25 protein-coding genes and 1 pseudogene are annotated in these 22769 nt (G+C 71.4%); 13 read left to right on the top strand and 13 right to left on the bottom strand.

Going from position 1 to position 22769, the window contains the following annotated elements; all coding sequences use genetic code 11:
* The first annotated feature begins 80 nt into the window (after positions 1-80).
* On the top strand, positions 81-572 hold the full coding sequence (locus ACFWYW_RS23540) for a SigE family RNA polymerase sigma factor (protein WP_379612658.1): 492 nt from the start codon (positions 81-83) through the stop codon (positions 570-572).
* Positions 569-1879, top strand: a complete 1311-nt coding sequence (locus ACFWYW_RS23535) for a TolB family protein (protein ID WP_379612657.1) — start codon at positions 569-571, stop codon at positions 1877-1879. The genes ACFWYW_RS23540 and ACFWYW_RS23535 overlap by 4 nt, the downstream gene beginning before the upstream one ends.
* A gap of 26 nt (positions 1880-1905) precedes the next feature.
* On the opposite strand, the gene ACFWYW_RS23530 is transcribed toward ACFWYW_RS23535, so the two are convergent.
* Positions 1906-2283 carry a hypothetical protein gene (locus ACFWYW_RS23530; protein WP_379612656.1) on the bottom strand — a complete coding sequence of 126 codons (378 nt, stop codon included), beginning with the start codon at positions 2281-2283 and terminating at the stop codon, positions 1906-1908.
* 79 nt (positions 2284-2362) lie between these two features.
* Here ACFWYW_RS23530 and ACFWYW_RS23525 point away from each other — a divergent pair, with 79 nt between their 5' ends.
* Positions 2363-3340 carry a phosphotransferase gene (locus tag ACFWYW_RS23525; RefSeq protein ID WP_379612655.1) on the top strand — a complete coding sequence of 326 codons (978 nt, stop codon included), beginning with the start codon at positions 2363-2365 and terminating at the stop codon, positions 3338-3340.
* Between the two features lie 14 nt (positions 3341-3354).
* Here ACFWYW_RS23525 and ACFWYW_RS23520 read toward each other — a convergent pair whose 3' ends face one another.
* The 6 genes from ACFWYW_RS23520 to ACFWYW_RS23495 form a co-directional block, all read right to left on the bottom strand.
* Complete coding sequence (locus tag ACFWYW_RS23520; RefSeq protein WP_379612654.1) at positions 3355-3945, bottom strand: protoglobin domain-containing protein; 591 nt, start codon at positions 3943-3945, stop codon at positions 3355-3357.
* Positions 3946-4181: 236 nt separating this feature from the next.
* Positions 4182-4808 carry a MarR family winged helix-turn-helix transcriptional regulator gene (locus tag ACFWYW_RS23515; protein WP_379612653.1) on the bottom strand — a complete coding sequence of 209 codons (627 nt, stop codon included), beginning with the start codon at positions 4806-4808 and terminating at the stop codon, positions 4182-4184.
* 159 nt (positions 4809-4967) lie between these two features.
* Positions 4968-6182 (bottom strand): RNA polymerase sigma factor, encoded by a 1215-nt coding sequence (locus tag ACFWYW_RS23510; RefSeq protein WP_379612652.1) that lies wholly within the window; start codon positions 6180-6182, stop codon positions 4968-4970.
* Positions 6179-6517 (bottom strand): YciI family protein, encoded by a 339-nt coding sequence (locus ACFWYW_RS23505; protein WP_379612651.1) that lies wholly within the window; start codon positions 6515-6517, stop codon positions 6179-6181. The genes ACFWYW_RS23510 and ACFWYW_RS23505 overlap by 4 nt, the downstream gene beginning before the upstream one ends.
* 42 nt (positions 6518-6559) lie before the next feature.
* Positions 6560-6958 carry a VOC family protein gene (locus ACFWYW_RS23500; protein ID WP_379612650.1) on the bottom strand — a complete coding sequence of 133 codons (399 nt, stop codon included), beginning with the start codon at positions 6956-6958 and terminating at the stop codon, positions 6560-6562.
* 119 nt (positions 6959-7077) lie between these two features.
* Positions 7078-8610, bottom strand: a complete 1533-nt coding sequence (locus ACFWYW_RS23495) for a phosphodiester glycosidase family protein (RefSeq protein WP_379612649.1) — start codon at positions 8608-8610, stop codon at positions 7078-7080.
* Positions 8611-8857: 247 nt separating this feature from the next.
* On the opposite strand from ACFWYW_RS23495, the gene ACFWYW_RS23490 reads away from it, so the two are divergent.
* From ACFWYW_RS23490 to ACFWYW_RS23470, 5 genes are read left to right on the top strand one after another with little or no spacing between them, the layout of a single operon-like run.
* Complete coding sequence (locus ACFWYW_RS23490) at positions 8858-10123, top strand: extracellular solute-binding protein (RefSeq protein WP_379612648.1); 1266 nt, start codon at positions 8858-8860, stop codon at positions 10121-10123.
* Positions 10124-10182: 59 nt separating this feature from the next.
* Positions 10183-10974 carry a carbohydrate ABC transporter permease gene (locus ACFWYW_RS23485; protein WP_379612647.1) on the top strand — a complete coding sequence of 264 codons (792 nt, stop codon included), beginning with the start codon at positions 10183-10185 and terminating at the stop codon, positions 10972-10974.
* Positions 10971-11789 (top strand): carbohydrate ABC transporter permease, encoded by an 819-nt coding sequence (locus tag ACFWYW_RS23480; protein WP_379612646.1) that lies wholly within the window; start codon positions 10971-10973, stop codon positions 11787-11789. The genes ACFWYW_RS23485 and ACFWYW_RS23480 overlap by 4 nt, the downstream gene beginning before the upstream one ends.
* 60 nt (positions 11790-11849) lie before the next feature.
* Positions 11850-13016 carry an ROK family protein gene (locus ACFWYW_RS23475; protein WP_379612645.1) on the top strand — a complete coding sequence of 389 codons (1167 nt, stop codon included), beginning with the start codon at positions 11850-11852 and terminating at the stop codon, positions 13014-13016.
* A 10-nt stretch (positions 13017-13026) separates the two neighbouring features.
* Positions 13027-14268 carry a Gfo/Idh/MocA family protein gene (locus ACFWYW_RS23470; RefSeq protein ID WP_379612644.1) on the top strand — a complete coding sequence of 414 codons (1242 nt, stop codon included), beginning with the start codon at positions 13027-13029 and terminating at the stop codon, positions 14266-14268.
* An 11-nt stretch (positions 14269-14279) separates the two neighbouring features.
* Here the strand turns inward: ACFWYW_RS23470 and ACFWYW_RS23465 are convergent, their stop codons facing one another.
* Together ACFWYW_RS23465 and ACFWYW_RS23460 are read right to left on the bottom strand one after the other, a co-directional pair.
* Positions 14280-14513 (bottom strand): hypothetical protein, encoded by a 234-nt coding sequence (locus tag ACFWYW_RS23465; protein WP_379612643.1) that lies wholly within the window; start codon positions 14511-14513, stop codon positions 14280-14282.
* A gap of 70 nt (positions 14514-14583) precedes the next feature.
* Entirely contained in the window at positions 14584-15201 is a 618-nt protein-coding gene (locus ACFWYW_RS23460; protein ID WP_379612642.1) for a TetR/AcrR family transcriptional regulator, read from the bottom strand.
* 80 nt (positions 15202-15281) lie between these two features.
* Here ACFWYW_RS23460 and ACFWYW_RS23455 point away from each other — a divergent pair, with 80 nt between their 5' ends.
* The 5 genes from ACFWYW_RS23455 to ACFWYW_RS23435 all read left to right on the top strand — a co-directional run bounded on the left by ACFWYW_RS23455 (position 15282) and on the right by ACFWYW_RS23435 (position 18697).
* Positions 15282-16247 (top strand): LLM class oxidoreductase, encoded by a 966-nt coding sequence (locus ACFWYW_RS23455; protein WP_379612641.1) that lies wholly within the window; start codon positions 15282-15284, stop codon positions 16245-16247.
* Positions 16241-16774: a flavin reductase family protein gene (locus ACFWYW_RS23450; RefSeq protein ID WP_379612640.1), complete on the top strand. Its 534-nt coding sequence runs from the start codon at positions 16241-16243 to the stop codon at positions 16772-16774. The genes ACFWYW_RS23455 and ACFWYW_RS23450 overlap by 7 nt, the downstream gene beginning before the upstream one ends.
* A gap of 31 nt (positions 16775-16805) precedes the next feature.
* Positions 16806-17783 (top strand): hypothetical protein, encoded by a 978-nt coding sequence (locus ACFWYW_RS23445; protein WP_379612639.1) that lies wholly within the window; start codon positions 16806-16808, stop codon positions 17781-17783.
* A gap of 93 nt (positions 17784-17876) precedes the next feature.
* Positions 17877-18224, top strand: coding sequence for a DoxX family protein (locus tag ACFWYW_RS23440; protein ID WP_379612638.1), 348 nt, complete (start codon positions 17877-17879; stop codon positions 18222-18224).
* Between the two features lie 314 nt (positions 18225-18538).
* Positions 18539-18697, top strand: a complete 159-nt coding sequence (locus tag ACFWYW_RS23435; protein ID WP_379612637.1) for a hypothetical protein — start codon at positions 18539-18541, stop codon at positions 18695-18697.
* On the opposite strand, the gene ACFWYW_RS23430 is transcribed toward ACFWYW_RS23435, so the two are convergent.
* From ACFWYW_RS23430 to ACFWYW_RS23415, 4 genes and pseudogenes are all read right to left on the bottom strand, one after another.
* Complete coding sequence (locus tag ACFWYW_RS23430; protein WP_379612636.1) at positions 18694-19305, bottom strand: TetR/AcrR family transcriptional regulator; 612 nt, start codon at positions 19303-19305, stop codon at positions 18694-18696. The two genes, ACFWYW_RS23435 and ACFWYW_RS23430, sit on opposite strands and share 4 nt — an antisense overlap.
* A 274-nt stretch (positions 19306-19579) precedes the next feature.
* On the bottom strand, positions 19580-21157 hold the full coding sequence (locus ACFWYW_RS23425) for a class I adenylate-forming enzyme family protein (protein ID WP_379612635.1): 1578 nt from the start codon (positions 21155-21157) through the stop codon (positions 19580-19582).
* Between the two features lie 8 nt (positions 21158-21165).
* A complete protein-coding gene (locus tag ACFWYW_RS23420) occupies positions 21166-22605 on the bottom strand; it encodes an aldehyde dehydrogenase family protein (protein ID WP_379612634.1) in 1440 nt (479 codons plus the stop codon).
* A gap of 83 nt (positions 22606-22688) precedes the next feature.
* Positions 22689-22760: pseudogene (locus tag ACFWYW_RS23415) on the bottom strand (helix-turn-helix domain-containing protein); the annotation flags it as partial.
* Between the last annotated feature and the right edge of the window lie 9 nt (positions 22761-22769).

Raw genomic sequence — 22769 nt, 5'->3', positions numbered from 1 at the left:
ATCTCGGAAAACATTCGCCGGGCGATGCAACGTCCTCGTCCCTTCGGCCGTCTGGGACATGACGACCGAAGGGACGACCAGTGGATGACGAACCCGGCTTCGACGACTTCGTCGCAGAGCAGACGGACGCCCTGCTCCGCTACGGATACGTCCTGACCGGAAACCCACATGACGCCGCCGACCTGGTCCAGGAAGCTCTGGTACGGCTGTGCGGCGCCTGGCCGAGGGTGCGGCGCAAGGACAGCCCGCACAGCTACGTCCGGACCACGATGGCGCGGTTGCACATCAGCGTCTGGCGGCGGGGCAGGCGTGAACAGCTCACCGGAGAACCGCCGGAGCGGGTTCACCACGAAGTCTTCCTTCCCGACGAGGAACAGGGCCTGTGGCAGGAGCTGGCCGCGCTGCCCCGCAGACAGCGCGCCGTGCTGGTGCTGCGCTACTACGAGCAGCTCAGCGACGCCGACATCGCCGAGGTGCTCGGCATCTCTTCCGGAACCGTGCGCAGCCAGGCCTTCCGGGGCCTGGACAAGCTGCGTTCCTCCCTACCGGCGACCAACAGGAGCTTGCGATGACCGACCTGGAAGAGAAGCTGAGCCGCGTTCTTTCCGGGGCGGCCCATCATGCGCCGCAGGCGCCCGCCGGGCTGGCCGCGACGGTCAAGACCCGCCATCGCCGGCGGCGGGCCAGGATCGCCGCCGTACGCGCGGCCGCGGCCGTGGTCCTGGTGGCCGGCGGGGTGGGCGCGGTGGTGAGCGTTCTGGACGCGCCGGCCGGGCCGTACCCCGTGGTCAGCGCGACCGGCGAGGCCGGGCTGCCGGCGGACAGGATTCCGCCGCCCATCGAGAAGGTGTGGCCGCAGGCGGTCCACAAGATCCCGGCCAAGCTGCCCGGCGGCCGCGCGTACTACCCGCAACTGCTCCTGGACGATCGCACGCTGCTGGTCATGACGGGCGTGTCCGACGGGAAGCGGCAGTTCCTGTGGAGCTATGACCTGGGCACCGGCAAGCCCCGGCAGATCGCCGAGATCCCCGCGACGAAGGGATCGGCCATCTTCGCCGACGGCGTCGCCGCCGGTGGCGGCCACATCGTCTGGTGGGCGTCCTACAAGGAGGCGGGCGGCCCGCGCGTCGCCCGGATCTGGACGGTACCGGCCGCCGGTGGCCGGCCTCGGAGGGTGACAGACGTGCCGCTCGGAAACGTCATGAAGCAGGGGCACATCAACGGGCTGACGGTGACGGGTTCGGACGTGGTCTTCGCGTACGAGAAGGGCGGGGTTTACCGGGTGCCTCTGAGCGGGGGCACGCCGCGGCCGGTGAAGGGCGCCGAGCGGCACCACGTCCTGCGATGGCCGTGGGTGGGCGTCCACCACGGAAAGGCGATCTTCCGCGAGCTGCTCAACGCCGAGACCGGTGAACGGCGCGACGCCATGGTCAAGGCGGGCGAGGAGGTCAGGTGCGGCGTCGACCGGTGCGCGGGCGTGCTGGTGCGATACCAGACCGTCAAGGTCGAACGCCCCCGGGACCGCTCCGGCAAGGAGATCCGGTGCGGGACGCGCCGCTGCCCGGACACGGTACAGAGCCAGACCATCCTGCGGAGCTTCGTCCGCGACCGCGACGGCTCCCGGGAACGCGAGCTGCCGGGCACCTTCCAGGCCGGCGACGACGCCGGCTTGGAGCGCTTCTTCAAGGTCACGCTGGAAGGACCGGGCAACCAGTCCGTCCTGACGCTGTACGACGCCGACACCGGCCGGTCCGCGGATCTCGGCATCCGCCCGGACGCGCGAGGAAGCATGGGAATCCCCGACGGCGGCCTGGACCGCCTGATGACCTACCCGATCAAGAACGAGATGTACGTCCTGGACCTGGCCGCGATCAAGTAAGCGAAGAAGGGCAAGCGAGATTCCCGCTACAGGGTGCTTGAATCCGGGCCGGTGTCGCCGGTGCGGGAGCCGAGAAAGGCGGCGATCGCACGATGAAGCCCGGCGGCCCCGCTGCCGGCGGTGATGGCATCGGCTTCCCGGCGCAGCACGGAGGCGATCGCGTCCCACTGGCCGCGAGTCAGCGTGAGGGTCACGGTCTGGCCGGGGTGTGGCCGGCGCCGCATGCCCTCGGCGTCGGCGTCGGCGGGCCGGTCAGGCAGCGCGGCCGAGCCGAGAGCACGCAGCTCACGCAGGCTCTGGCCGTGGTCGCCGGCGGCGCTCTCGCCGGCCAGCGCGGCATCGATGACCAGCCAGTGATCGACCGACATCGTGATCGCGATCGGGTCGCCGCCGCTGGTCGTCATGGCGGCGATCCTGCCTCATCCCGGCTTGGAACACCATGACCTCAGGAGCCCGCCGTCCGGCCATCACTAGGTTGTGGGGATGCGGAGATTCGCGGAGATCGACGACCTGTCCGGACTTGTGGGTGAAGCTTTGGGCGCGAAGTGCCGGGTCGCCGGAGTGGAGCGGTTGCGCGGGGGGAGCAAGAAGGGCGTCTACCGGGTCCGTGTCGACGGAACCCGCGTGCCGAGCGTGATCGTGTACAACTGGGCCGATACGGAGAACTTCTGGCCCGCCGCGGACGAGGCCGGCCCGCTCTCGCCGGCGTCCGGGCTGGCACCCTTCCTGGCCGCGCAGCGGAGCCTGGACAGGCTGGGGGTGCGGGTTCCACGGCTGCTCCTGGCCGACGGCAGCCGGCGCAGGCATCGGGCGGACGTGGCCGTGGTCGAGGACGTCCGCGGCGGCACGCTGGAGGAGCTCTTCGACGCCGATCCCGCGCGCGCGGGATCGGCCCTGGGCGACCTCGCCGGGATGCTCACGGTGATGCACCGCGACCACGCCCCCCGCTATGGCCGGGTCGGCCTGCTGGAGCGGGGCGTCACGGCGGGGGGCGTCTCGTGCGAGGCCCTGGTGCTCGAACGTGCTCTGCGGGACCTGGAGGAGGCGGCGGAGCGGGACGGCAGGATCGCCGCGGCGGCCGGTGCGCTGGGCGACCGGCTGCGGGAGCTGGCGGGGCGGGTGACGCCGCGCGCCGAGTACGGACTGATCCACGGGGAGCTGGGCCCCGACCACGTCCTGGTCGACGGGGACGGGCACGCCGTATTGATCGACATCGAGGGCCTGATGTACTTCGACGTCGAGTGGGAGCACGTCTTTCTTCAGCTCCGCTTCGGCGAGCGGTACGCGGCACTGTCCCGGCCGGGCCTCGATCCGCGGCGCCTCGACCTGTTCATGCTCGCGACGCGCCTGTCGCTGGTGGCCGGTCCGTTGCGCCTCCTCGACGGAGACTTCCCCGATCGGTCGTTCATGCTGATGATCGCCGAACACAACACCGAGGAGGCGCTGGCGCTTCTGCCGTGATGGCGTCGTGGCGGTTACCAGGCGGGGCCGGCGTAGGGCTGCGACCACAGGGCGATCTGCAGGGTGACGGCCTTGAACCAGGCCTGGAACATGGCCTCGACCTGGTCGTCGTCGTGCCCGTCCGCGGCCAGGAAGGGGCGGATCGTCGCGGTGATCGGGTAGATGAACGCGATGAGGTAGCGCAGCGGGATGTCGGGGACCGAGCCGGCCCGATCGGTGTGGTTCTTCTTCTCCCGGGTGTGGCGCAGGGCGATCTCGTGCTGGTAGGCCAGCCAGCGCTGGTCGTAGGGACGGGTGCAGGTGTCGATGATCCAGCGGCCGAAACGCGCCCGCACGCGCGTCAGGTACTCGCCGATCGGCTCGCCGCCGGGCGTGGAGAAGTAGGCGAGCAGGTGGGGGTGTGAGCCGACGAAGCCGTACCAGACGTCGAGGATCTGCTCGATCTGCCCGCCGAGGACGTCTCCGGCGGTCTTCAGCGCGGCCTGGTCGTCGGGGCCGAACAGGACACTGGCCTGCAGTTTGGCGAGGTCGTCGAGGGTGACCGGCGACGCGGTGAGCGCCGGGTCGTCGTGGGTGTATCCGGGGATCGGGCTGGTGGCGCTCATGTCGCTCCTTGGTCGCGTCGGAGAAAGGTGGATGAGGTTTCGGTCGCCTGGGGCGAGCCGTGCAGGATCACCACTGCGCGCACATGGGCCTCCTGTTCGTTGTGGTGCCTTCAGGAAGCATGCCACAATCTTGTTAGGAGTCCTACCTACTTGTGCGCCCAAGTCCGGGCGGCCTGTTCCGGTTCATGATCGGCGAGGAGCGGCAGGCGTTGTCCGTCGATGCCCTTGAAGACCGGCTACGCCGTGGCCGGCTCGTGTTCGTGGCAGTCGATACGCAGGTCGGCCAGGGCCAGCGGCGCCCGCAGCAGGTGGCAGTGGTGCGGCGCGGCGGGGTCGGCATGGGCGTGGGACTCGAAGAAGCGGCAGGTCGTGCACGTCCGCACGACGCTCACCACACCCCGGCGCTGCAGGTCCGCGATCACCCGCAGCAGGCTGTGCAGCGTCGTCGCCCGGTCGGCGTCCGGCAGCCTCGCGAACGCCTCCAGCAGCGGCCCGTCCCATGGCGCGAGCTGCCGCGCGACCTCCTGGCCGCCGTCGGTCAGGCTGAGCAGCCGCCGCCGCCCGTCGGGGCCAGGCGAGCGCGCCACGAGCCCCTTGCGCTCCAGCGCGGCGACGGCGTCGGACAAGGTCGGCGAGGTGACGTCGAACTCCGCGGCCAGCGCGCTCACCTCCCGGCGGCCCGCCGGCATGCGGACGAGGGCGAGCACCGTCTGCTGCTGCAGCGGAGACAACCCGTGCTCGCGGGCGCTGCTCTGGGCGAGCGAGCGCAAACCGTGCCCGAGGCGCTCGACCGCGTCGGCCAGCCGCCGTTCCAGGTCGCCCTCGCCGCGCTCCAGGCCGCCCATGCCGTCCGTCTCCGTCATGTACCCGCCCACAAAGATAGGACTCCTAACCCGGCCAGGATACAGTCCGGGTGCCGCGGGCGGCGCCCGTAGGATCGCGGCATGGAACACCGCGTCATGCCGTTGCGCCTGCCCGCGGGGCGCTGGAGGTGTCGCTCGCCGAAGCGCCGGTGGCCTCGGTCAGGTCCAGGTGAGCCGCTCGGCCAGCAGCGCCTGCTGGGCGGGGTTGGCGGTCAGCTCCAGCGCCCGCTCGTCGCAGGCCCGCGCCTGCCCGGCCCGGCCCAGTTCGCGTAGCAGCTCGGCGCGGGTGGCGTGCCAGAGCGCGTAGGCGGCCAGGTCGTGCTCCAGCGCGTCGACCTCGGCCAGCGCGACCGCGGCGCCGTGCACGTGGCGCAGGGCGATCGCCCGGTGCAATCGGGTGATGGGCGAGGGAGCGAAGTGCGCCAGCATGTCGTAGAGCACCAGGATCTGCGCCCAGTCGGTGTCGGCGAACGACGGCGCCTCCGCGTGGCAGGCCGCGATCGCCGCCTGCAGCTGGTACGGCCCCGGCCGCCGATGTGCCCGCGCCGCCCGTGTCAGCAGCGTGGCCGCCTGCTCGATCGCCCGGTGGTCCCAGCGCGAGCGGTCCTGGTCGGCCAGCAGCACCAGCCGGCCGCGGTCGTCGAAACGGGCCGGGCCGCGGGCCCGGTGCAGCCGGATCAACGCCAGCAGCCCGGCCACCTCCGGCTCGCCGGGCACCAGATTGGCCAGCAGCGCGGCCAGCCATTCGGCGTCGTCGACCAGGTCCCGCGCCTGGGCCCGCTCGCCGGTGCTGGACAGGTAGCCCTCGTTGAACAGCAGATAGACGACCGACAGCACCGAGGCCAGCCGTTCCGGCAGTTCGTCGGCCGCGGGGACGCGGTAGGGGATGCCGGCCTGGCCGATCTTCTTCTTGGCCCGGGTGATGCGCTGGGCCACCGTCGCCTCCGGCACGACGAACGCGGCGGCGATCTGCGCCACCGACAGCCCGCACACCACCCGCAGGGTGAGGGCGATCCTGGCCTCCGGGGCCAGCGCCGGATGACAGCAGGTGAAGATCAGCCGCAGCCGGTCGTCGGCCTCCTGCGGCTCCGGCCAGCGCAGCTGCGCCAGCTTGGCCCGGTAGTTCGACTCCCGGCGCAGCACGTCCAGGCCCCGCCGCCGGGCGACCGTGTACAGCCACGCCTGCGGCCGGTCCGGAACCCCCTCCTCCGGCCAGCGGCGCAGCGCCGTCTCCACCGCGTCCTGCACCAGATCCTCGGCGGCCGAGAAGTCGCCCAGCAGCGAGATCAGGCTCGCCGCCAGCCGGCCCGCGTGCTCACGCAACACCTGCGCGAGCACGCGCGCGCTGTCGGGCGGGTCGGCGGGGCTGGTCATGAGACGGGGCGGATCTCCACGATCGGGCACGCCGGCCACGAGCGGGCCATCTTCAGCACCTCGTCGAGATCCGCGACCTCGACCTCGGCGAACCCGCTCACCACCTCCTTGCCCTCCATGTACGGTCCGTCGGTGACGACCGGCTCGGCACCGTCCAGGCGCATGGTGGTGGCGGTGTGCACCGGCGCCAGATGCACATGGTGCGTGATCACGGCGGCGTTGTCGGTGAACCACCGGCCCACCGCCTCATAGGCCTCGCGCTGCTCCAGCTCGCCCATCTCCTCCAGCTGCCGGGCGAACCGCTCGGTCTCGATGAACATCAGCACATACTTCATTCTCTGTCTCCTCCCGCTTGTCGATGATGTACCCGGACGCGTTCAGCCGGCCGGCAACGTGGCGTACAGGTCGACGCCGCACCCGTCCGGGTCGGCCACCGTGGCGTAGCGCATGCCCCAGAACGCGTCGAACGGCTCGGCGATCCCCCGGTACCCGGCCTCGGCGAGCTCGCGGTACTTGGCGTCCACCCCGGCCGGGGTCTCGAACTCGAAGCACAGCAGCGTGCGCGGCCCGCCCGACGGCTTGCTCCAGCCCGGCAGGAACGGGGTGCGAAACCCCTCGGTGTCGAGCATCACGTGCAGCCCGTTCGGCAGGTCACAGCCGGCGTGCTCCGGCGAGTACTCGTCGATCTTGAACTCCAGCCCGAGCCGGCCGTAGAAGGCGATCGAGGCCCGCAGATCGGACACCACGATGTCGATGATGTTGAGCGTCGGATTCATGACGCGCGCTCCCAGTGTTCTCCCGGGGGCCCGTGGACCGGACCCTTCACCAGCACGACGATCGGCGGGACCCTCGATACGACACCTGCACACGTGTTCCGGGCCGGGATCTCCGCTCGCTACGGCCGGACCAGGATGACGTTGCCGAGCGAGCGCTGGCCCGTCGCGTCCGATGGACGGTTGACGATGCCGGTGCCGGCGGTGGCCATGACGCTGGAGCCGCCGCCGTCGAGGTTCATGGCCTCCACCGCGCCGAGCCGCTTCATCAGCTCGGCGGTCTGCGCGATGCCGAGCCCCTCGCTGTAGCCGGCCTGCCGGCCGTCGACCACCACGAGCATCAACCGGCCGCGCGCGTCGACGCCGATCATGGAGCGCGGGTTGGCGCGCACGGTCCAGTTGTAGGTGAACGTCTGGTCCGCGCCCTCACGGATCAGGCCGTCGGCCCCGGCGTTGACCGACGTCCGCCCGTCGCGGACCAGAGTGGGCCCGACCTGCAGGATCGTGGTGCCGGGGGTGAGGGGGACGCGGTGTCCCCGGCTGTCCTCGACACGTTCCGAGACGGTCAGCCGCCGTCCCGGCCTGGCGTGTTCGAGCAGCCAGGCCGTACTGTCGCCGATGGCCTGGATGACCGACCCGCCGGGCGGGACGCTCGCACCGCGCGTGGTGTTGACCGCGAGGACCTCGCCGCGCGCGTCGAGCAGGGCCTCGGCGCCTTCACCCTGCGGGGGAACGCCCCATTCGGGGGTGAAGCGCACCAGCTCGCTGGAGTCGGTGCACTTCAGGTCATGCTGCGGCTTCTGCGTGGGCTGGTCGCCGCCGACGCCGCCGCAGTTCCAGATCTCGCCCGGCACCCGGTTGACCCCGTCGAGCTCGACCGACTCCCGGCCGGCGCGCAGGGTCACGCGCGCGGTGTACGCGTCGACGTCGACCCGGCGGCCACCATGCGTGATCTTGATGCCGCCGCGGCCCTGGGTGGCGGAGCCGAGAAGCTTGCCGTCCTTGACGTACAGCCCGCCCGGGGCGCTGTTGTAGAACCACTGGGCGTTGATCCCGGCCGCGGCGCCGCTGGCCGCCATCAGGTCCGTCAACGTCTCCGCGCCCTTCAGCGCCGGCCCGAAGTCGGTGTCCACGGTGCCGCGGAACCGGCGGAAGTCGACGCGCAGCACATGGACCTTCTGCGGCGCGCCCGCGTCGGCGCCGTCCTGCGCGGTGTAGCGGGTGCCGCCGGCGAAGCCCGCCGCCTTGACCTGGGCCAGCGCCGTCGCCGCCGCGCCGCTGGTGGGGTAGCGGCCCACCCGGACGATCCAGCCGAGCACGCCCGCCGGACGGTCGGCGAACTCGGGCAGGTCAACCTGCTCCAGGCGGGGCTCGAAGCCCTTGTCCCGCAGCGCGCCGGCGACCCGGTCGGCGATCTCCTTCGAGCCGAGCGCGGTCGCGGCCGTGCCGAGCGGGCCGTCGATGGTCGCGGGGAGGTAGACGTGCACCGTCCAGACGTCGCCGGGGTCCTGCGCGCCCAGCGAGAGCGTGCTCAGCGTCACGCCCGGAGGGAGCTGCGCCGGGGTCGCCGCCGCGGGAGCGGCCGTGGTGGCGGGCAGCAGGACGGCGAACGCCGTCGCGAGGCACGTTAAGGCGGGTCGAACTCTGTGCTGCATGTGCGTCCTTCTGGTCTCGGGCCGTCGTGAGGCCTCATTGACTACCGGTCTCCCGGAGCCGCCGTCAAGACGATGTACGAGGGCTGCGCCGTACCGCCGCTGCCGAGACTGATCGCGTACACGCGCCGTTCACCCCACCTGACCTGCACGGTCACCGATGCTTGACGACGGCGCCGCATCACCCTATTCTTCCGAGTCAATTAATAAATGTCATTAAAAAAAGCCTCTCGCCCCCGGAGGATCCCCCATGAAGAACCCGCTTCGCCTGGCCGCGGCGGCGCTCACCGCGCTGCCGCTGGCCGCATGCTCCGCCGGGAGCGAGGGCCCCGTCACGCTCACCTGGTGGCAGGGGCCCAACGCCGAAAGCCCCACCCAGGCCGCCGTGGCCGCCTGCACCCGCGACGGCAAGTACACGATCAAGGTCGAGACCCTGCCGGAAGGGTCGGACAAGCAGCGCGAGCAGCTCGTCCGGCGGCTGTCGGCCAAGGACAGGGCGGTGAACCTGGTCACCATGGACGTCGTCTGGACGGCCGAGTTCGCCGAGGCCGGCTGGATCCTGCCGCTCCCCGCCACCACCGCCGCCACCGTCACGCGGGGCACGCTGGAAGGCGCGCTCAAGTCCGCGACGTGGAAGGACAAGCTGTACGCCGCGCCGCTGCTGTCCGGTTCGCAGCTGCTCTGGTATCGCAAGTCGCGCGCCCAGCGGGCGGGCATCGACCTGGCCAAGGGCGAGCTGACCTGGGAACAACTGCTCGCGGCCGCCGGCCGGATGCCCGAGGGGGAGCGCGGCGTGGCCACGCCCGGCAACCGCTACGAGGGCTACACCGTCTTCGTCAACGCGCTCGTCGCCTCGGCGGGCGGTCAGATCGTCGACGCCGGTGGCCGGCCCGCTCTCGACAGCGACGCCGGACGGGCCGCGGCGGCCGTCATCGGCTCCCTGGCCTCCGGCCCGTCCGCGCTGAAGGGCATGAGCACGCTGGACGAGGAGACCATGCGCGCCGCCTTCGAGAAGGGCGAGGCCTCGTTCATGACGAACTGGGGCTACGTCTACGCCGCCGCCGCCGAACGCGCCCGGAAGGAGCCGGCGTTCAAGAAGGTCTTCGACGACTACGGCTGGGCCCGCTACCCGAGGGTCACGGCCGGGCAGGCCAGCGCGCCTCCGCTCGGCGGTTCCAACATCGCCGTCGGGGCCGGCACGCCCGAGGACCAGCGTGACAACGCCTTCGCCGCCCTGACCTGCCTGACCTCCGAGCAGGCGCAGAAGGACTTCATGACGCGGGCCGGCATCCCCGCCGCCCGCGCGGCGGTCTACGACGACGCGGAGATCCGCGCCAGGTTCCCCTTCGCCGACGTGATGCGCGACTCGATCGCCGAGGCCGCGCCCCGTCCGATGGTCCGCAAGTACAACGCCGTGTCCACCGCCGTCCAGACGGCCTTCCACCCGCCCGCGTCCGTGTCGGCGGAAACCGCGGCCAAGGCGAACGCGGCCGTCACCGAGGCGGTGGGGAGCTGAACCGGGCGCGCGCCGAGCGGCGGCTGGGCCGGCTCATGGCCGGGCCCGCGCTGCTGCTCATGACGGCGGTGACTGTCGTGCCGATCCTGCGCACCGCCGGGCTGTCGCTGGAGCGCTATTCGCTGAGCGCCCCGGACGAGCGCGCGTTCGCCGGGCTGGACAACTTCCGCGAGATCCTCACCGCCCGGGACTGGTGGCAGGACCTCGCCGCCACGATCGTGTTGACGGTGACCAGCGTGGGCGTCGAGTTCGTGCTGGGCTTCGCCCTCGCGATGGCCATGCACAAGGTCCTGTGGGGCAGGCGCCTGCTGCGCACGGTGGTGCTCGTGCCGTATGCGGTGCTCACGGTGGTGTCCGCCTTCGCCTTCCGCTTCGCCTTCCAGCCGTCGGTCGGGTTCGTCGGCGGCGACTTCAACTGGCTCGGCGAGACCTGGTCGGCCTACACCGTGATCGTGCTCACCGAAGTCTGGAAGACCACGCCGTTCATGGCGCTGATGCTGCTGGCCGGGCTGGTCACCGTGCCGGGCGAGGTGTACGAGGCCGCGAAGGTGGACGGGGCGGGCGCCTGGCAGCGGTTCTGGCGCGTGACGGTCCCGTGCGTACGGCCGGCGATCATGGTCGCCTTGTTGTTCCGCACCATGGACGCCTTCCGGATCTTCGACACCGTCTACATCCAGACCCAGGGCGCGGTCGGCACCGAGACGTTGTCGTTCCTGAGCTACCGCTTCCTGATCAGGGACCTGGAGGTCGGGCTGGGCTCGGCCGTGTCGGTGCTGCTGTTCGTGTGCGTCGCGCTGATCGCGAGCGGCTTCGTCAGGGCGTTCCGATCCGAGCTGGGAGGCGGGCGATGAGCCGCCGCATCGGCGACCTGCTGGTCACCCTCATCGTCGCGATCTGGACGCTGGCGCCGCTGGCCTGGGTGGTCAGCCTGTCGCTGAAGCCGCCCGCGCTGCAGAACGACGGCCGCTTCCTGCCCGCCTCGCCGACGCTGGACAACTACACCGGGCTGTTCACCAAGCCGGTGTTCACCAGCGCGCTGGGCAACTCCGTGGGCATCTCGCTGGTGGCCACGGGCGTCTCGGTGCTCGTCGCGGTGCTGGCCGCGTACGCGATCGCCCGCCTGCGCTTCCGTGGCGGCCGCCTGGTGCTCGGCGTCGCGCTGAGCCTGACGATGTTCCCGGCGATCGCGCTGGTGGGACCGCTGTTCACGCTGTGGACCGATATCGGCCTGTTCGACACCTGGCTGGGGCTGATCATCCCCTACGTGTCGTTTTCACTGCCGCTGGCGATCTGGCTGATGACCGCCTTCTTCCGTACCATCCCGTGGGATCTTGAGGAATCCGCGCAGATGGACGGCGCGACCCGCCTCCAGGCCCTGGTCAGGGTGATCCTTCCGGTCGCCGCGCCGGGGGTGGTCACCACGTTCCTGCTCACGTTCCTGGCGTGCTGGGGCGAGTTCCTGTTCGCGATCTCGCTCACCTCGACGGAGTCCTCCCGTACGGTGCCCGCCGCCCTGGCCTTCTTCACCGGGGATTCGGAGTTCCAGCAGCCGTACGGCGCCATCGCCGCGGCCGCCCTGCTGGTGACGGTGCCGGTCGTGATTCTCGTGCTGATCGGCCAGCGCCGCATCGTCGCCGGGCTCACCTCCGGCGCGGTCAAGGGGTGATCTCATGCGGGAACCCGCCGATCTTGCCAGAATCACCGGTGTCTACCCGAAGGTGTTTCCATGACCGCTTCCGCGACCGCCCCCCTGCTTCGCCGTCTCAACGCCGAACGGGTCCTCCACGTGCTCCGGGAGGTCGAGGCGATCCGGCACACCGAACTCGCCGACGCCGCGGGACTGTCCCGGCCGACGGTCGACGCGGTGATCGAGGACCTGCGGCGGATCGGGCTGATCGCCGAGGTGGAGGACAACACTCCCGGACGGCGCGGCCGTCCCGCGCGGCTCGTCCGGCTGAAGGCGGAGAACGGGCATGTCGTCGGCATCGACATCGGGGTGCACAAGTGCATGGTCTCGGTGGCGGACCTGCGCGGGACCGTCCTGGCGACCGAGGTGCGCGCACTCGGCCAGGAACTGGGCCGCAAGGCGCGGCTGGACGGGGTCCGCCGGGCCGTACGCGACACCTTGAAGCGGGCCGGGGTGGAGCGCTCGGCCGTCCTGGCGGCCTGTACGGCGACGCCCGGCATCGTCGACCCCCGCACCGGGGTGGTGCTGACCTGCGACGTGCTGCCCGAATGGACCGGCCTGAACCTGCGGGCCGAGCTGGGCCGCTCCTTCGCCGCGCCCGTCCTGGCCGACAACGACGCCAACCTCGCCGTGGTCGGCGAGCGCTGGCGCGGCGTCGCGGCCGAGAGCCGGGACGTCATCTACGTGCTGGCGGGTGAACGGCTGGGCGCCGGCATCGTCTCGGGCGGCCAGGTCTTCCGCGGCCACGACGGGGGAGCGGGGGAAATGGCCTTCCTCAGCCTGCTGGAGCACACACCCGGCGCCGAGGGCATCGGCGCGCTGGCCACCAACATCGGCAAGGAGGTCGTGGTCAGGCTGCGCGAGCACACCCACGAGCTGACCGGTGACGCCGCGCTCCTGCTGGCCGCCGCCCGTGACGGCGACGCCGAGGCCCAGCAGGTGCTCGAACAGATCCTCGCCCGCATGGCCAGGGCGGTCGGCACCCTGGCCCTGCTCCTGAACCCCGAGCTGATCGTCATCGGGGGCGGCGTGGCGGCGGCCGGTGAGCAGATCGCCGAGCCGATCCGGCGCAGGCTGCCGCAGATGACCTCCCTGCCACCCCAGTTGCGGGTGTCGCTGCTGGGCGACCGGGCGGTCACCGTCGGCGCGTTGCGCACCGCGCTGGACGCGGTCGAGAGTTCCCTGCTGGACGACCTGAACACCTGAGTGGAGAAGCATGACACCCGTGTCCTTGGCCATCGCCGGAGCCGGAGACCGCGGCAGCGGATACGCCCGGTGGGCGCTGGCGCGACCGGAGCAGGCGCGGATCGTGGCCGTCGCCGACCCGTCGGCGGAGCGGGGTCCGGCCCTGGCCGCCGAGAGCGGCGCCGAGTACTTCACCGACTGGCGGCACCTGGCCGGGCGGGGCAGGATCGCCGACGCCGTGGTGATCGCCACCCAGGACGGCGAGCATGCCGAGCCCGCCAAGGCCTTCGCAGAACTCGGCTACCACATCCTGGTGGAGAAACCCCTGGCGCCGACCGAGGCCGAGTGCCGTGACATCGTCGCGGCCGTCGAGAAGGCCGGCGTGATCTTCGCGGTCTGCCACGTCCTGCGGTACGCGCCCTACACCGACACCGTCAAGGCGGTGCTGGACTCCGGGCGCATCGGCGAGATCGTGTCGCTCCAGCACCTCGAACCCGTCGGCTTCTGGCACCAGGCGCACTCCTACGTGCGCGGCAACTGGCGCCGCGCCGACCGGTCGGCGTTCATGCTGCTGGCCAAGTCCTCCCACGACCTCGACTGGCTGCAGTACGTCGTGGGCCGCCGCATCCGGCGGGTCTCCAGCTTCGGCGGGCTCCGGCACTTCCGCCCGGACAACCGCCCGGAAGGGGCCGCCGCGAGATGCCTGGACTGCGGCGTCGAGCCGGAATGCCCCTACTCGGCGCCTCGACTGTACTTCGGCCGGTTGCGCGAAGGCCGGCACGGGTGGCCGCTGAGCGTGGTCACGCCCACCTTCACCGAGGAGGCCCTCACCGGCGCGCTCCGGGACGGCCCCTATGGCAGGTGCGTCTACGACTGCGACAACGACGTCGTCGACCACCAGGTCGTCGCCATGGAGTTCGACGGCGGGGCCAGCGCGACGTTCACCATGACCGCCTTCACGACCGGCGGGCACCGCCGTACCCGGATCTTCGGAACGCACGGCGAGCTGTCCTGCGACGGCGAGCACGTGCGGGTCGACGACTTCCGCACCGGCACGTCCTCGGTCATCGCGGTGACGCCGGACGGGGACGCGACGGCGGGCGGCGGCCACGCGGGCGGCGACGAGCGCCTCATGGCCGCGTTCGTCGCCGCGGTCGCCACCGGCGAGCACGACCGGATCCGCTCCGGCCCCGCCGAATCCCTCGCCTCCCACCTCGCGGTCTTCGCCGCCGAACGGGCCAGGCTCACCGGCCGGATCGTCACGGTGGAGTGAGTCGCCTCCGGCTAGCGCTGGAAATGCCAGAACAGCATCGACGGCGTCCCGGCGACGGCCGCGTGCGTGGCCTCGGGCACCAGGTCGCGCAGCGCCCAGGGCCACACATCCCACGGCCCCAGGACGTCGGCCGGCTCGCCCGGCTCCGCCGGCGGGTGCAGGGGCTCCTCGCACCGCCGTACCTGGAGCCCCGCCGCCAGCGCGGCTCGCAGGTGGTCGCCGACCACGTGGCGGTGGGTGGACACCCGTCCCGGTCGGCCGCGCGGAAGCCACCGGTTTTGGTCCGGCTCCACGACTCACGCCCATGCCGCCGCGCTACCGCGAGTGGGTCGCCCCTTGTGTCGTACCTTGTGCCGTGCCTTGTGTCGTGAGGCGGACGAGCTGGGACAGGTGGTCGGCGGCGCGCAGGAGGGGAAGGCCGTCACGCCGAACCCGGCTGAGCAGTTCCGCGCCCTCCAGCGTGCTGATGACGGTGCTGGCCAGCTCGTCCGCCGTGTTCGCGGGGACTCCCGACGCCTGGATCGAGGTGCTGATGAGCTGCTGCCAGTGGGCGAGCGCCTCCTCGGCCGCCTGCTGGATGCCCGGCACCCGCCCCACGGTCTCCAGCGCCGTGACCGCCACTGGGCAGCCGTCGACCCAGGACGAGGTCCTCAGCGAGGACACCATCAGATGGGCGCAGGCGGCGACGCCCTCGGCCGGATCGGCGCTGGTGGCCATGCCCTGGCTGAGCAGGTCGGCGTACTCGGCCGCGCCGTGACGCAGGGCCTCGACCGCGAGCTCCTGCTTGCCGCCGGGGAAGAAGTGGTACACCGAGCTCACCGAGGCTCCGGCCGCCTTCGCGATGGGCTTGACGGAGGCGCCCTCGTAGCCCTGCCGCTGCAACAGTTCGGCGGCGGCCCGCACGATCCGCGTGCGCGTGTCCTGGGAGTGCATGATTTCACCCTACCTGGTTGGAACGTTCGACCCAATCCAGCTATGCTCTGGATCGAACGTTCCAACCAGAAGGGGATGTCATGAGTGACCGAGCTGCCCACGTCGGTTTTGACCGCATGTTCGCGAACGGCCGGCTGACCGTCGGGCTGTTCCTGCCGTTGTGGCCCTATACCGGTGACATGGCGGCGTTGCACGGGCAGAGCAAGCTGGTCCAGGAAGCCGAACAGGCGGGCTTCGCCGCCGCGTGGGTCAGGGACATCCCGCTGGCGGACGCGACCTTCGGGGACGTCGGGCAGGTGTACGACCCCTGGTCCGCGCTGACCTGGCTGGCCGCGCACACCTCACGGATCACCCTGGCGACCGGCAGCGTGATCTTCAGCTTGCGGCACCCCATCGACCTGGCCAAGCAGGCGGCCTCCATCGACCACCTGTCCGGGGGCCGGTTGGTGCTCGGCGCCGCCTCGGGCGACCGGCCCAGCGAGTTCCCCGCGTATGGGGTCGACTTCGAGGGCCGTGGCCTTCGCTACCGGGAGGCGGTGCACGCGTTCCGCGACCTCCTCCGGCCCTCCGCCTCCGGCGTGGAACTGCTGCCCAAGCCGGTGCACGGCCACATTCCGCTGCTGGTGACGGGCTCGTCCCAGCAGCCTCTGGAGTGGATCGCCGAGCACGCCGACGGATGGCTTGTCTACCCGGGCTCCGCCTCCACCCCCGAAGGCCCGATCGCGCTGGGCAAGAAGGCGGCGGGCTGGCGCGGCCTGATCCCCGGCGGCGCGTTCAAGCCCGTGGCCACCAACGAATGGATCGACCTGGCCGAAGACCCGCGCCACCCGCCCACCCCGCTGCGCGGCGGCTTCGTCCTGCGTACCGGGTCCCAGGGTCTGCTGGAACTCCTCGGACGCTGGCGGGACGCCGGCATCAACCACGCCGCCCTGGGTGTCCAGCACGGCACGCGGCCGGCCCACGAGGTCATCGCCCAGCTCGGCGAGGAGGTACTGCCGCACTTCCCGGCCATCGAGACCGCCGCGCCCCGGGTGGCCGCGTGGTGAGCACCCGGATGCGGGCCGTGATGCGCCAGTGGCCCACCGGGGTCGCCGTCGTCACCACCCGCTCCGCCACGGGGCCGCACGGCGTCACGATCAACAGCCTGTTGTCGGTGTCGCTGGAACCGCCGACGCTCCTCGTGTCGCTGAGCCGGCGCAGCCGTACACATCAGCTCATCATGGAGAACCGGAGCTTCACCGCCAATCTCCTGGCCGCCGGGCAGAGCGCCCTCGCCGCGCACTTCGCCGGCGAGCGTCCCGTCGGGGAGAGCGAGTTCCGGGACGTGGGCTGGTCGCCCTCCCCTTGCTCCGGCAACGCGGTCCTGGCCGGGGCGCTGGCCGCGATGGACTGCACGATCACCGCGACCGTCCCGGCCGCCGATCACACCCTGTTCGTCGGCGCCGTCGAGGAGGTGCACCACCTTCGTGCCTGTGAGGAGCCGCTGGTGTACGCCAGACGCGTCTACCACAGGCTCGCCGAAACGTCGGCTCCCCTTGACAGGGGAGAATCGTGGCTCCTCAGGGGGAGGTGAGGGCTCGGTTCGCGCCGGAACACTCGTGACCATGACGAGAGTTCATCCGCGGTGGAGCGCCGTCAGGAAAGTCGCCGGGTACGGCGCCGCCGCGACCCTGTCCCTGTACCTCGTCGTCAAGGTCGCCTGGGTCGCCGCCGCCCTCCTCGGGATCGCGCCCGCGCAGAGCGGCATGGACACCACGGAGTGGGTGACCCTCAACGCGATCACGGTGGTGATGGCGCTGGCCGGAGTGGCACTGGGGCTGGCGCTGGCGCAGCGGTGGGGCCGGCGGATCCCTGGTCCGCCGCTGCTCTTCTTCGCGTGGGTGGGCGCGGGATTCCTGGTTCCGATGATCCCGTACGGGATTGTGAGCGTCGTGCTCGGCGCGGACGGCGGGGACGCGGCGATGCCGGGATGGGAGACGATCGGCATCGGTGTCGGGTTCGCGGGGATGGCGGTGGGCCTGGCGGTGGCGCTGCCGATCTATCTGCGAGAACGCTGGCCGCGAGCCTTCCTGGGGCGACTGGGCGAGCTTGCCGGCACCGGCCGGGCAGGGAGACCGGGCGAGCTTCCCGGCACCGGCCGGGCGTTCCTCCTGGCCGGGCTGATGACGAGCGCCGGGCTGGGGCTGCTCTGGGGATATCGGGCGTTCGGCGGGAGTCTGGGACTGGACCCCGCCCACGTCGGCCGCGAGACGCTGGACGGCCTGCTGATGCGCGGCAACTGGGGAGCGTGGGCGCTCCTCGGCGCCGGGTGCGGCTGGTCTCTCATCGCGGCGCGGCCGTCCCGGTTGCCCTTGGGGGTTCCGGTGGCGGTGGTGTTTCTCGCGTCGGGTTCGCTGTTCGCCTGGGGGTCGTGGAAGCTTCTGTGGGCCGTCGTCCGGCCCGGCGGCTTCGCGACGGTCGAGTATCCGGTCGTCGCCGTGACGGAGCACGCTCTGAGCGTCTGCGCCGGCCTCGTGCTCATGGCCACCGTCCTGCGGACCTGCCGCGCCCAAGCCGCCACCTTGGAGCGGAGAACTGGGTGATCTCCGGCACATCGTGAACGCATCGCGGAGCTATCAACCGAGGCCCACAGGATGGGCATCACCACGAAGAACACCAGCTAGGGAGAGTCACCCATGTCCACCACCGCCACCATTGTCACCGTCCTGGCCGCCCTCTGGGTGGGATTCTCCGCCTTCTCCCTGCTCCGCAAGGCCGAGTGGGTCGTGAAGCCGCTGATGGACTACGGCGTCCCCCGCTCGTGGTGGCCCTGGCTCGGCGCGGCCAAGGCCGCAGGGTCGGTGGGCCTGCTGGCCGGCCTGTTCGTCCCGGTGATCGGCCTGCTGGCCGGGATCGGCCTGGTTCTGTACTTCGCCGGAGCCGTGGTCACCGTGCTCCGGGCACGCTCGTACTCGACCGTCGTCTACCCCCTGCTGTACATGGGCCCGGTGATCGCCGCCCTGGCGCTGGGCTTCATCGCCTAGCGGCCCTGACCACGGTCATGGACGAGCGTCCGCTTGCGCCGCGGTCCGGCGGCGGAGTGCCGGACCGAGCGCCTGCTGGGCGGCGAAGAGGACGACCCCGGTGATCGCGCCCACCGCTCCCAGGCGGTTCGCCTGGCATGGTCGAGCAAGGACGGTGCCGGCCAGCGGATCGAAAACGGCACCGACACTCCACGTGGCGGAGGCCACGCCCATGTAACCGCCGCGCAGGTCCCCCGGCGCGAGGGCGGCGATGCCGATCTGGCCGAGGGGCCAGACCAGGACCGACCCCGCGTAACCGGCACGCCGGTGAGGCGGTGGCGGCTTGCGAGAGGTTCGCGGACCTGCTGCCGGTCACCAAGCGGGTGCTGGGTCCCGACCACCCCGACGCCCAGGCCACGCGTAGCGACCTCGCCCGCTGGCAGGAGCGCGTGACGGGGACCGCCGTCGCGTCAGGGCCGGACGGCACGCTCTAGAGGAGGGTGAGGGCGTTCGCCTGGCGTTGGAGTTCGGGCAGGCGGGAGGGGTCGTTCAGGAGGGCGGTGAAAGCGAAGTCGATGATCTCGGGCGGGCTGACCGCGAACTCAGGCAGCGCCATCGCGTCGAACAGCACCAGCACCAGCCGTGCCCCCGACACCGGGTTGACCGGCCGGACGTCGCCCTCGCGCTGCCCCTGCACGATCATGTCGGTGACCTGCAGTTCGAGCCGTTCGATCAGCTTGCGTTCGGCCGCGAACCGGTCGCGTTCCAGCTCGGGCGTGGTGAGGATGGACGCCAGCACGTACGGCGAGTCCAGCAGGTGCTGCAGCGACTCGCGCAGCCATCGATGCAGCTTGACCACCGCCGGCGCCGCCACGACGTCCAGTGAGTCGGCCACGGTCAGCGGCGGCTCCAGGCCCAGCTTGACCAGCGCGGCCAGGATGTCGTCCTTGGCGGAGAAGTGCTTGTAGATGGCCGGCTGCTGGACGCCGACGGCGGCGGCGATGTCGCGGGTGGAGGTGGCGGAGTAGCCGTGCATCGCGAAGAGCCTGGCGGCCGTGCGGAGAATGCGCTCGGCCGACGGGCTCCGTTGCGGTGCGGGCATGCGGGCCAGACTAGCCGGTCACAGTTCGGTGGCAGCCCGGACGCGGGCGATCGCCGCCTTGATTCGTCGAGGGTGCCCAGCACGACGTCGGTCACCCGGCCGTGTTCCAGCGTCCAGTAGAAGCGCACGTCGCGGTCGCCGGTCAGGATGTACTGCATGCGGGCGTCGGCGCCCCGGTGTTCGGGAAGGTCCCGGGTTCCCTAAAGCACGAGCTGTGTCCAGGCCTGGGTGAGGTGGCGCGCCATGTCACAGCTCCCCGGGCCAGGCGTCGCCCTCACGGGTCAGGGCGCGTGGCAGGTTCTGGTGGAAGACCATCACGCCGGGCTCCTTGGGGCTGAGGCGGTGCCAGCTCGATCAGTTTCCGGCGCATGATCTTGCCGGTGGACGTCTGGGGCAGCGCCGTGACGAACTGGATGGAACGGGGCAGCTTGTAGGCGGCGAGCCGGGTGCGGCAGTACTCGATCAGCTCCTCCGGGGTGGTCGCGGCGCCGCCGGACGGGACGACGTAGGCGCGGGCGGTCTCGCCTTTGACCTCGTCGGGGATCGGCCCGACCGCGACCATCGCCACCGCGGGGTGCGCGGCGAGGACACGTTCGATCTCGGCGGGATAGACGTTGTAGCCCGCAGTGATGATCATGTCTTTGCGGCGGTCGACGATGAAGAGATGGCCGGTGTCGTCCTCGTAGGCGATGTCGCCGGTGCGCAGCCAGCCGTCCTGGTCGATCGTCTCCGACGTGGCCTCGTCGTCGCCGAAGTAGCCGAGCATGACCAGCGGGCCCCGCACGAGCAGTTCTCCCGGCGTCCCGGGCGGTGCGGTGCGGGAGGCGTCGTCCAGGTCGCCGATCCGTACCTCGATGCCGGGCAGGGCCACGCCGATCGAACCGGGGCATGGCTCGGCGCCGGCCCAATGCGTCGTCCCCAGGCCGGACAGTTCGGTCATGCCCCACAACTCGATCAGCGGTGCGCCGCTGATCCGCTCCCAGCGCTCGATGGTGGAGCGGGCGATGGTCTGCCCGCCGACGGTGCAGCGTGTCAGCGAGCTCAGATCGGTGGCGCCGAGCCGCTCGTGGGCCAGCAGCATCGCGTACATCGCCGGTACGCCCTCGAACATGGTCACCCGGTGCTCGGCGATGAGTTCCAGCACGGTGCGCGCGTCGAAGCGTTCCAGAAGCACGACCGTCCCGCCGGAGAGGAACGTGCTGTTGATCGCCACGTTGCCGTAGACATGCGGGGCGGGCAGCGCCGTGAGGAGCGTGTCCGCCGCGGTCCTGCGGTGCATGCGGGCGGTCAGCTCGCAGTTCATGAGCACCGCGTGCTGGGACTGGACGGCGCCCTTGGGATGCCCCGTGGTGCCCGAGGTGTAGCCGATCGTGGACGGCTGCTCCCGGCGCACCCGCACGGCCTCCCGCGGCGCGGTCGTGGCGAGACAGGCGGAGAAGGCCTCGGCGCCCGGAGGCGGGTCGTCGAAGCAGATCACGGTGCGCAGCGTGCCGACCGCGTCGAGCACCCCGCCCAGGGCGGCGAGTTCGTCGCCTGAGGCGAACAGCGCCACCGCCTGGCAGTCGCGCAGGACGTGGCGCACCTCGTCCGGGGTGAGCATCACGTTGATCGGGTTCACCACCGCACCGGCCCTGAGCACGGCGTGGTAGGCCACGATCCACTCCCACCGGTTCTGCGCGTACAGCGAGACGCGCTCGCCGGGCCGGATACCGCGCTCGGCCAGCGCCGCGGCGACGGACGCGGACGCGTGGTCGAGCTCGGCGTAGGTCAGTTCACGCGTCGCCGTCACCAGCGCGCTCTTGTGCGGGAACAGCGCGGCGCTGTGCGGCAGGATCTCACCGGGCCCGTTCATCTCAGCCATCAGACGGCGTCGGGCCGCTTGTTCAGGGTGACCGTCTGCCAGTTGGTGTACTCCATCAGCCCGTGCAACGAGTTCTCACAACCGATGCCGGACTGCTTGTGCCCGCCGAAGGCCTGGGCGGGGGAGTACTGGTGCACCTCGTTGAGCCACACCGTGCCCGCGTCGATCTGCCGCCCGATGCGCTCGACGGCCTCCAGGTCCTTGCCCCACACGCTGGCGCCCAGGCCGAACTCGGTGTCGTTGGCGCGCGCGATCACATCGGCCTCGTCGGTCCAGCGCACCAGCGGCAGGATGGGGCCGAACGGCTCCTCGCGCATCAGCCGCGAGTTCTCCGGCGGGTCGTCCACCAGGGTCACCGGGACGAACCAGCCTCGGGCGGACTCGTCGATCTCGCCGCCGAGGGCGAAGGTGTAGCCGTTGCGGGCGCAGTCGTCGAAGTACTCCTTGACCTTCTCGAACTGGGGCCGGTTCTGGATCGGGCCGAGATCGGTGCCCGGGTCGGCGCCGTCGCCCACCGTGACCGTGCGCGCGTAGCCGACGAGCGCGTCACGGACCTGCTCGTAGACGTCGGCATGGATGTACAGGCGCTTGGCGGCGTTGCAGAACTGCGCGTTGTTCTGGAAGGCCGCCCAGAACAGCTGCGGCGCGATCTTGGCCGGGTCCACGTCCGGCAGCACGATCGCCGGGTCGTTGCCGCCGAGTTCCAGGGTGATCCGCTTGAGGTTGCCGGCCGCCGAGCGCATGACGTGCTTGCCGGTCTCGGTGTTGCCGGTGAAGGCGATCTTGTCGATTCCGGGGTGCGCGGTGAGCCACTTCCCCAGGTCGTCGTCGCCCGACAGTACGCTGAACACGCCGGGGGGAAGCAGGTCCTGGACCAGTTCGGCGAGCTTGAGGGTACACAGCGGGGTGAACGGCGAGGGCTTGACGATGATGCAGTTGCCGGCGACGAGCGCGGGGGCGATCTTCCATACCGCGAGCAGGATGGGGAAGTTCCACGGTGTGATGCCGCCGACCACGCCGAGGGGCGTGTAGCGGGTGATCACGCGCCGGTCGGCGGTGTCCTCGACGACCTCCTCCGGAAGGGACTGGGCGGCGATCGCGCGCAGCCACGCGACCGAGCCGAAGACCTCCCACGCGGCGCCGCCGCCGGGTTTGCCCTGCTCGCGGGTCAGCAGTGTCATGAACTCCTCGGCGTGGGCCTCCAGCCGGTCGCCGATGGCGTTCACGATCGCCTGCCGCTGCCGGAGCTGGGTGGCCGCCCACGCGGGGAAGGCGGCCCGCGCCGCGTCCACGGCCTCGTCGAGCTGCTCGGGACCGGCGACCGGAACCTCGGCGATGATCTCGCCGGTGGCGGGGTTGACCACCGTGGAGGTCTCCGCGGACCGCTGTGGTTTCCCGTTGATGGTCAGGACGTAGTCGTCGTCGAACTGAAAGGACATGTCAGCCTCCCGTGGGTCGTCGCGTATGGCGGCCATCGTGGATCGGGACGAGGGCCGGTAACTGTTCCGATCCGGAACAGCGGTCAGTCGAAGCCGAGCTCCTTGAGCCGGCGATACCACGTGGTCCGGCCGATTCCGAGCATCGCGGCGGCGTGAACCTGAAC

The sequence above is a fragment of the Nonomuraea sp. NPDC059023 genome (assembly GCF_042740095.1).
Classification (GTDB): Bacteria; Actinomycetota; Actinomycetes; order Streptosporangiales; family Streptosporangiaceae; genus Nonomuraea.
Note: the sequence above shows the minus strand (reverse complement) of the source record. Positions and strands in the feature narration are given on the sequence as shown.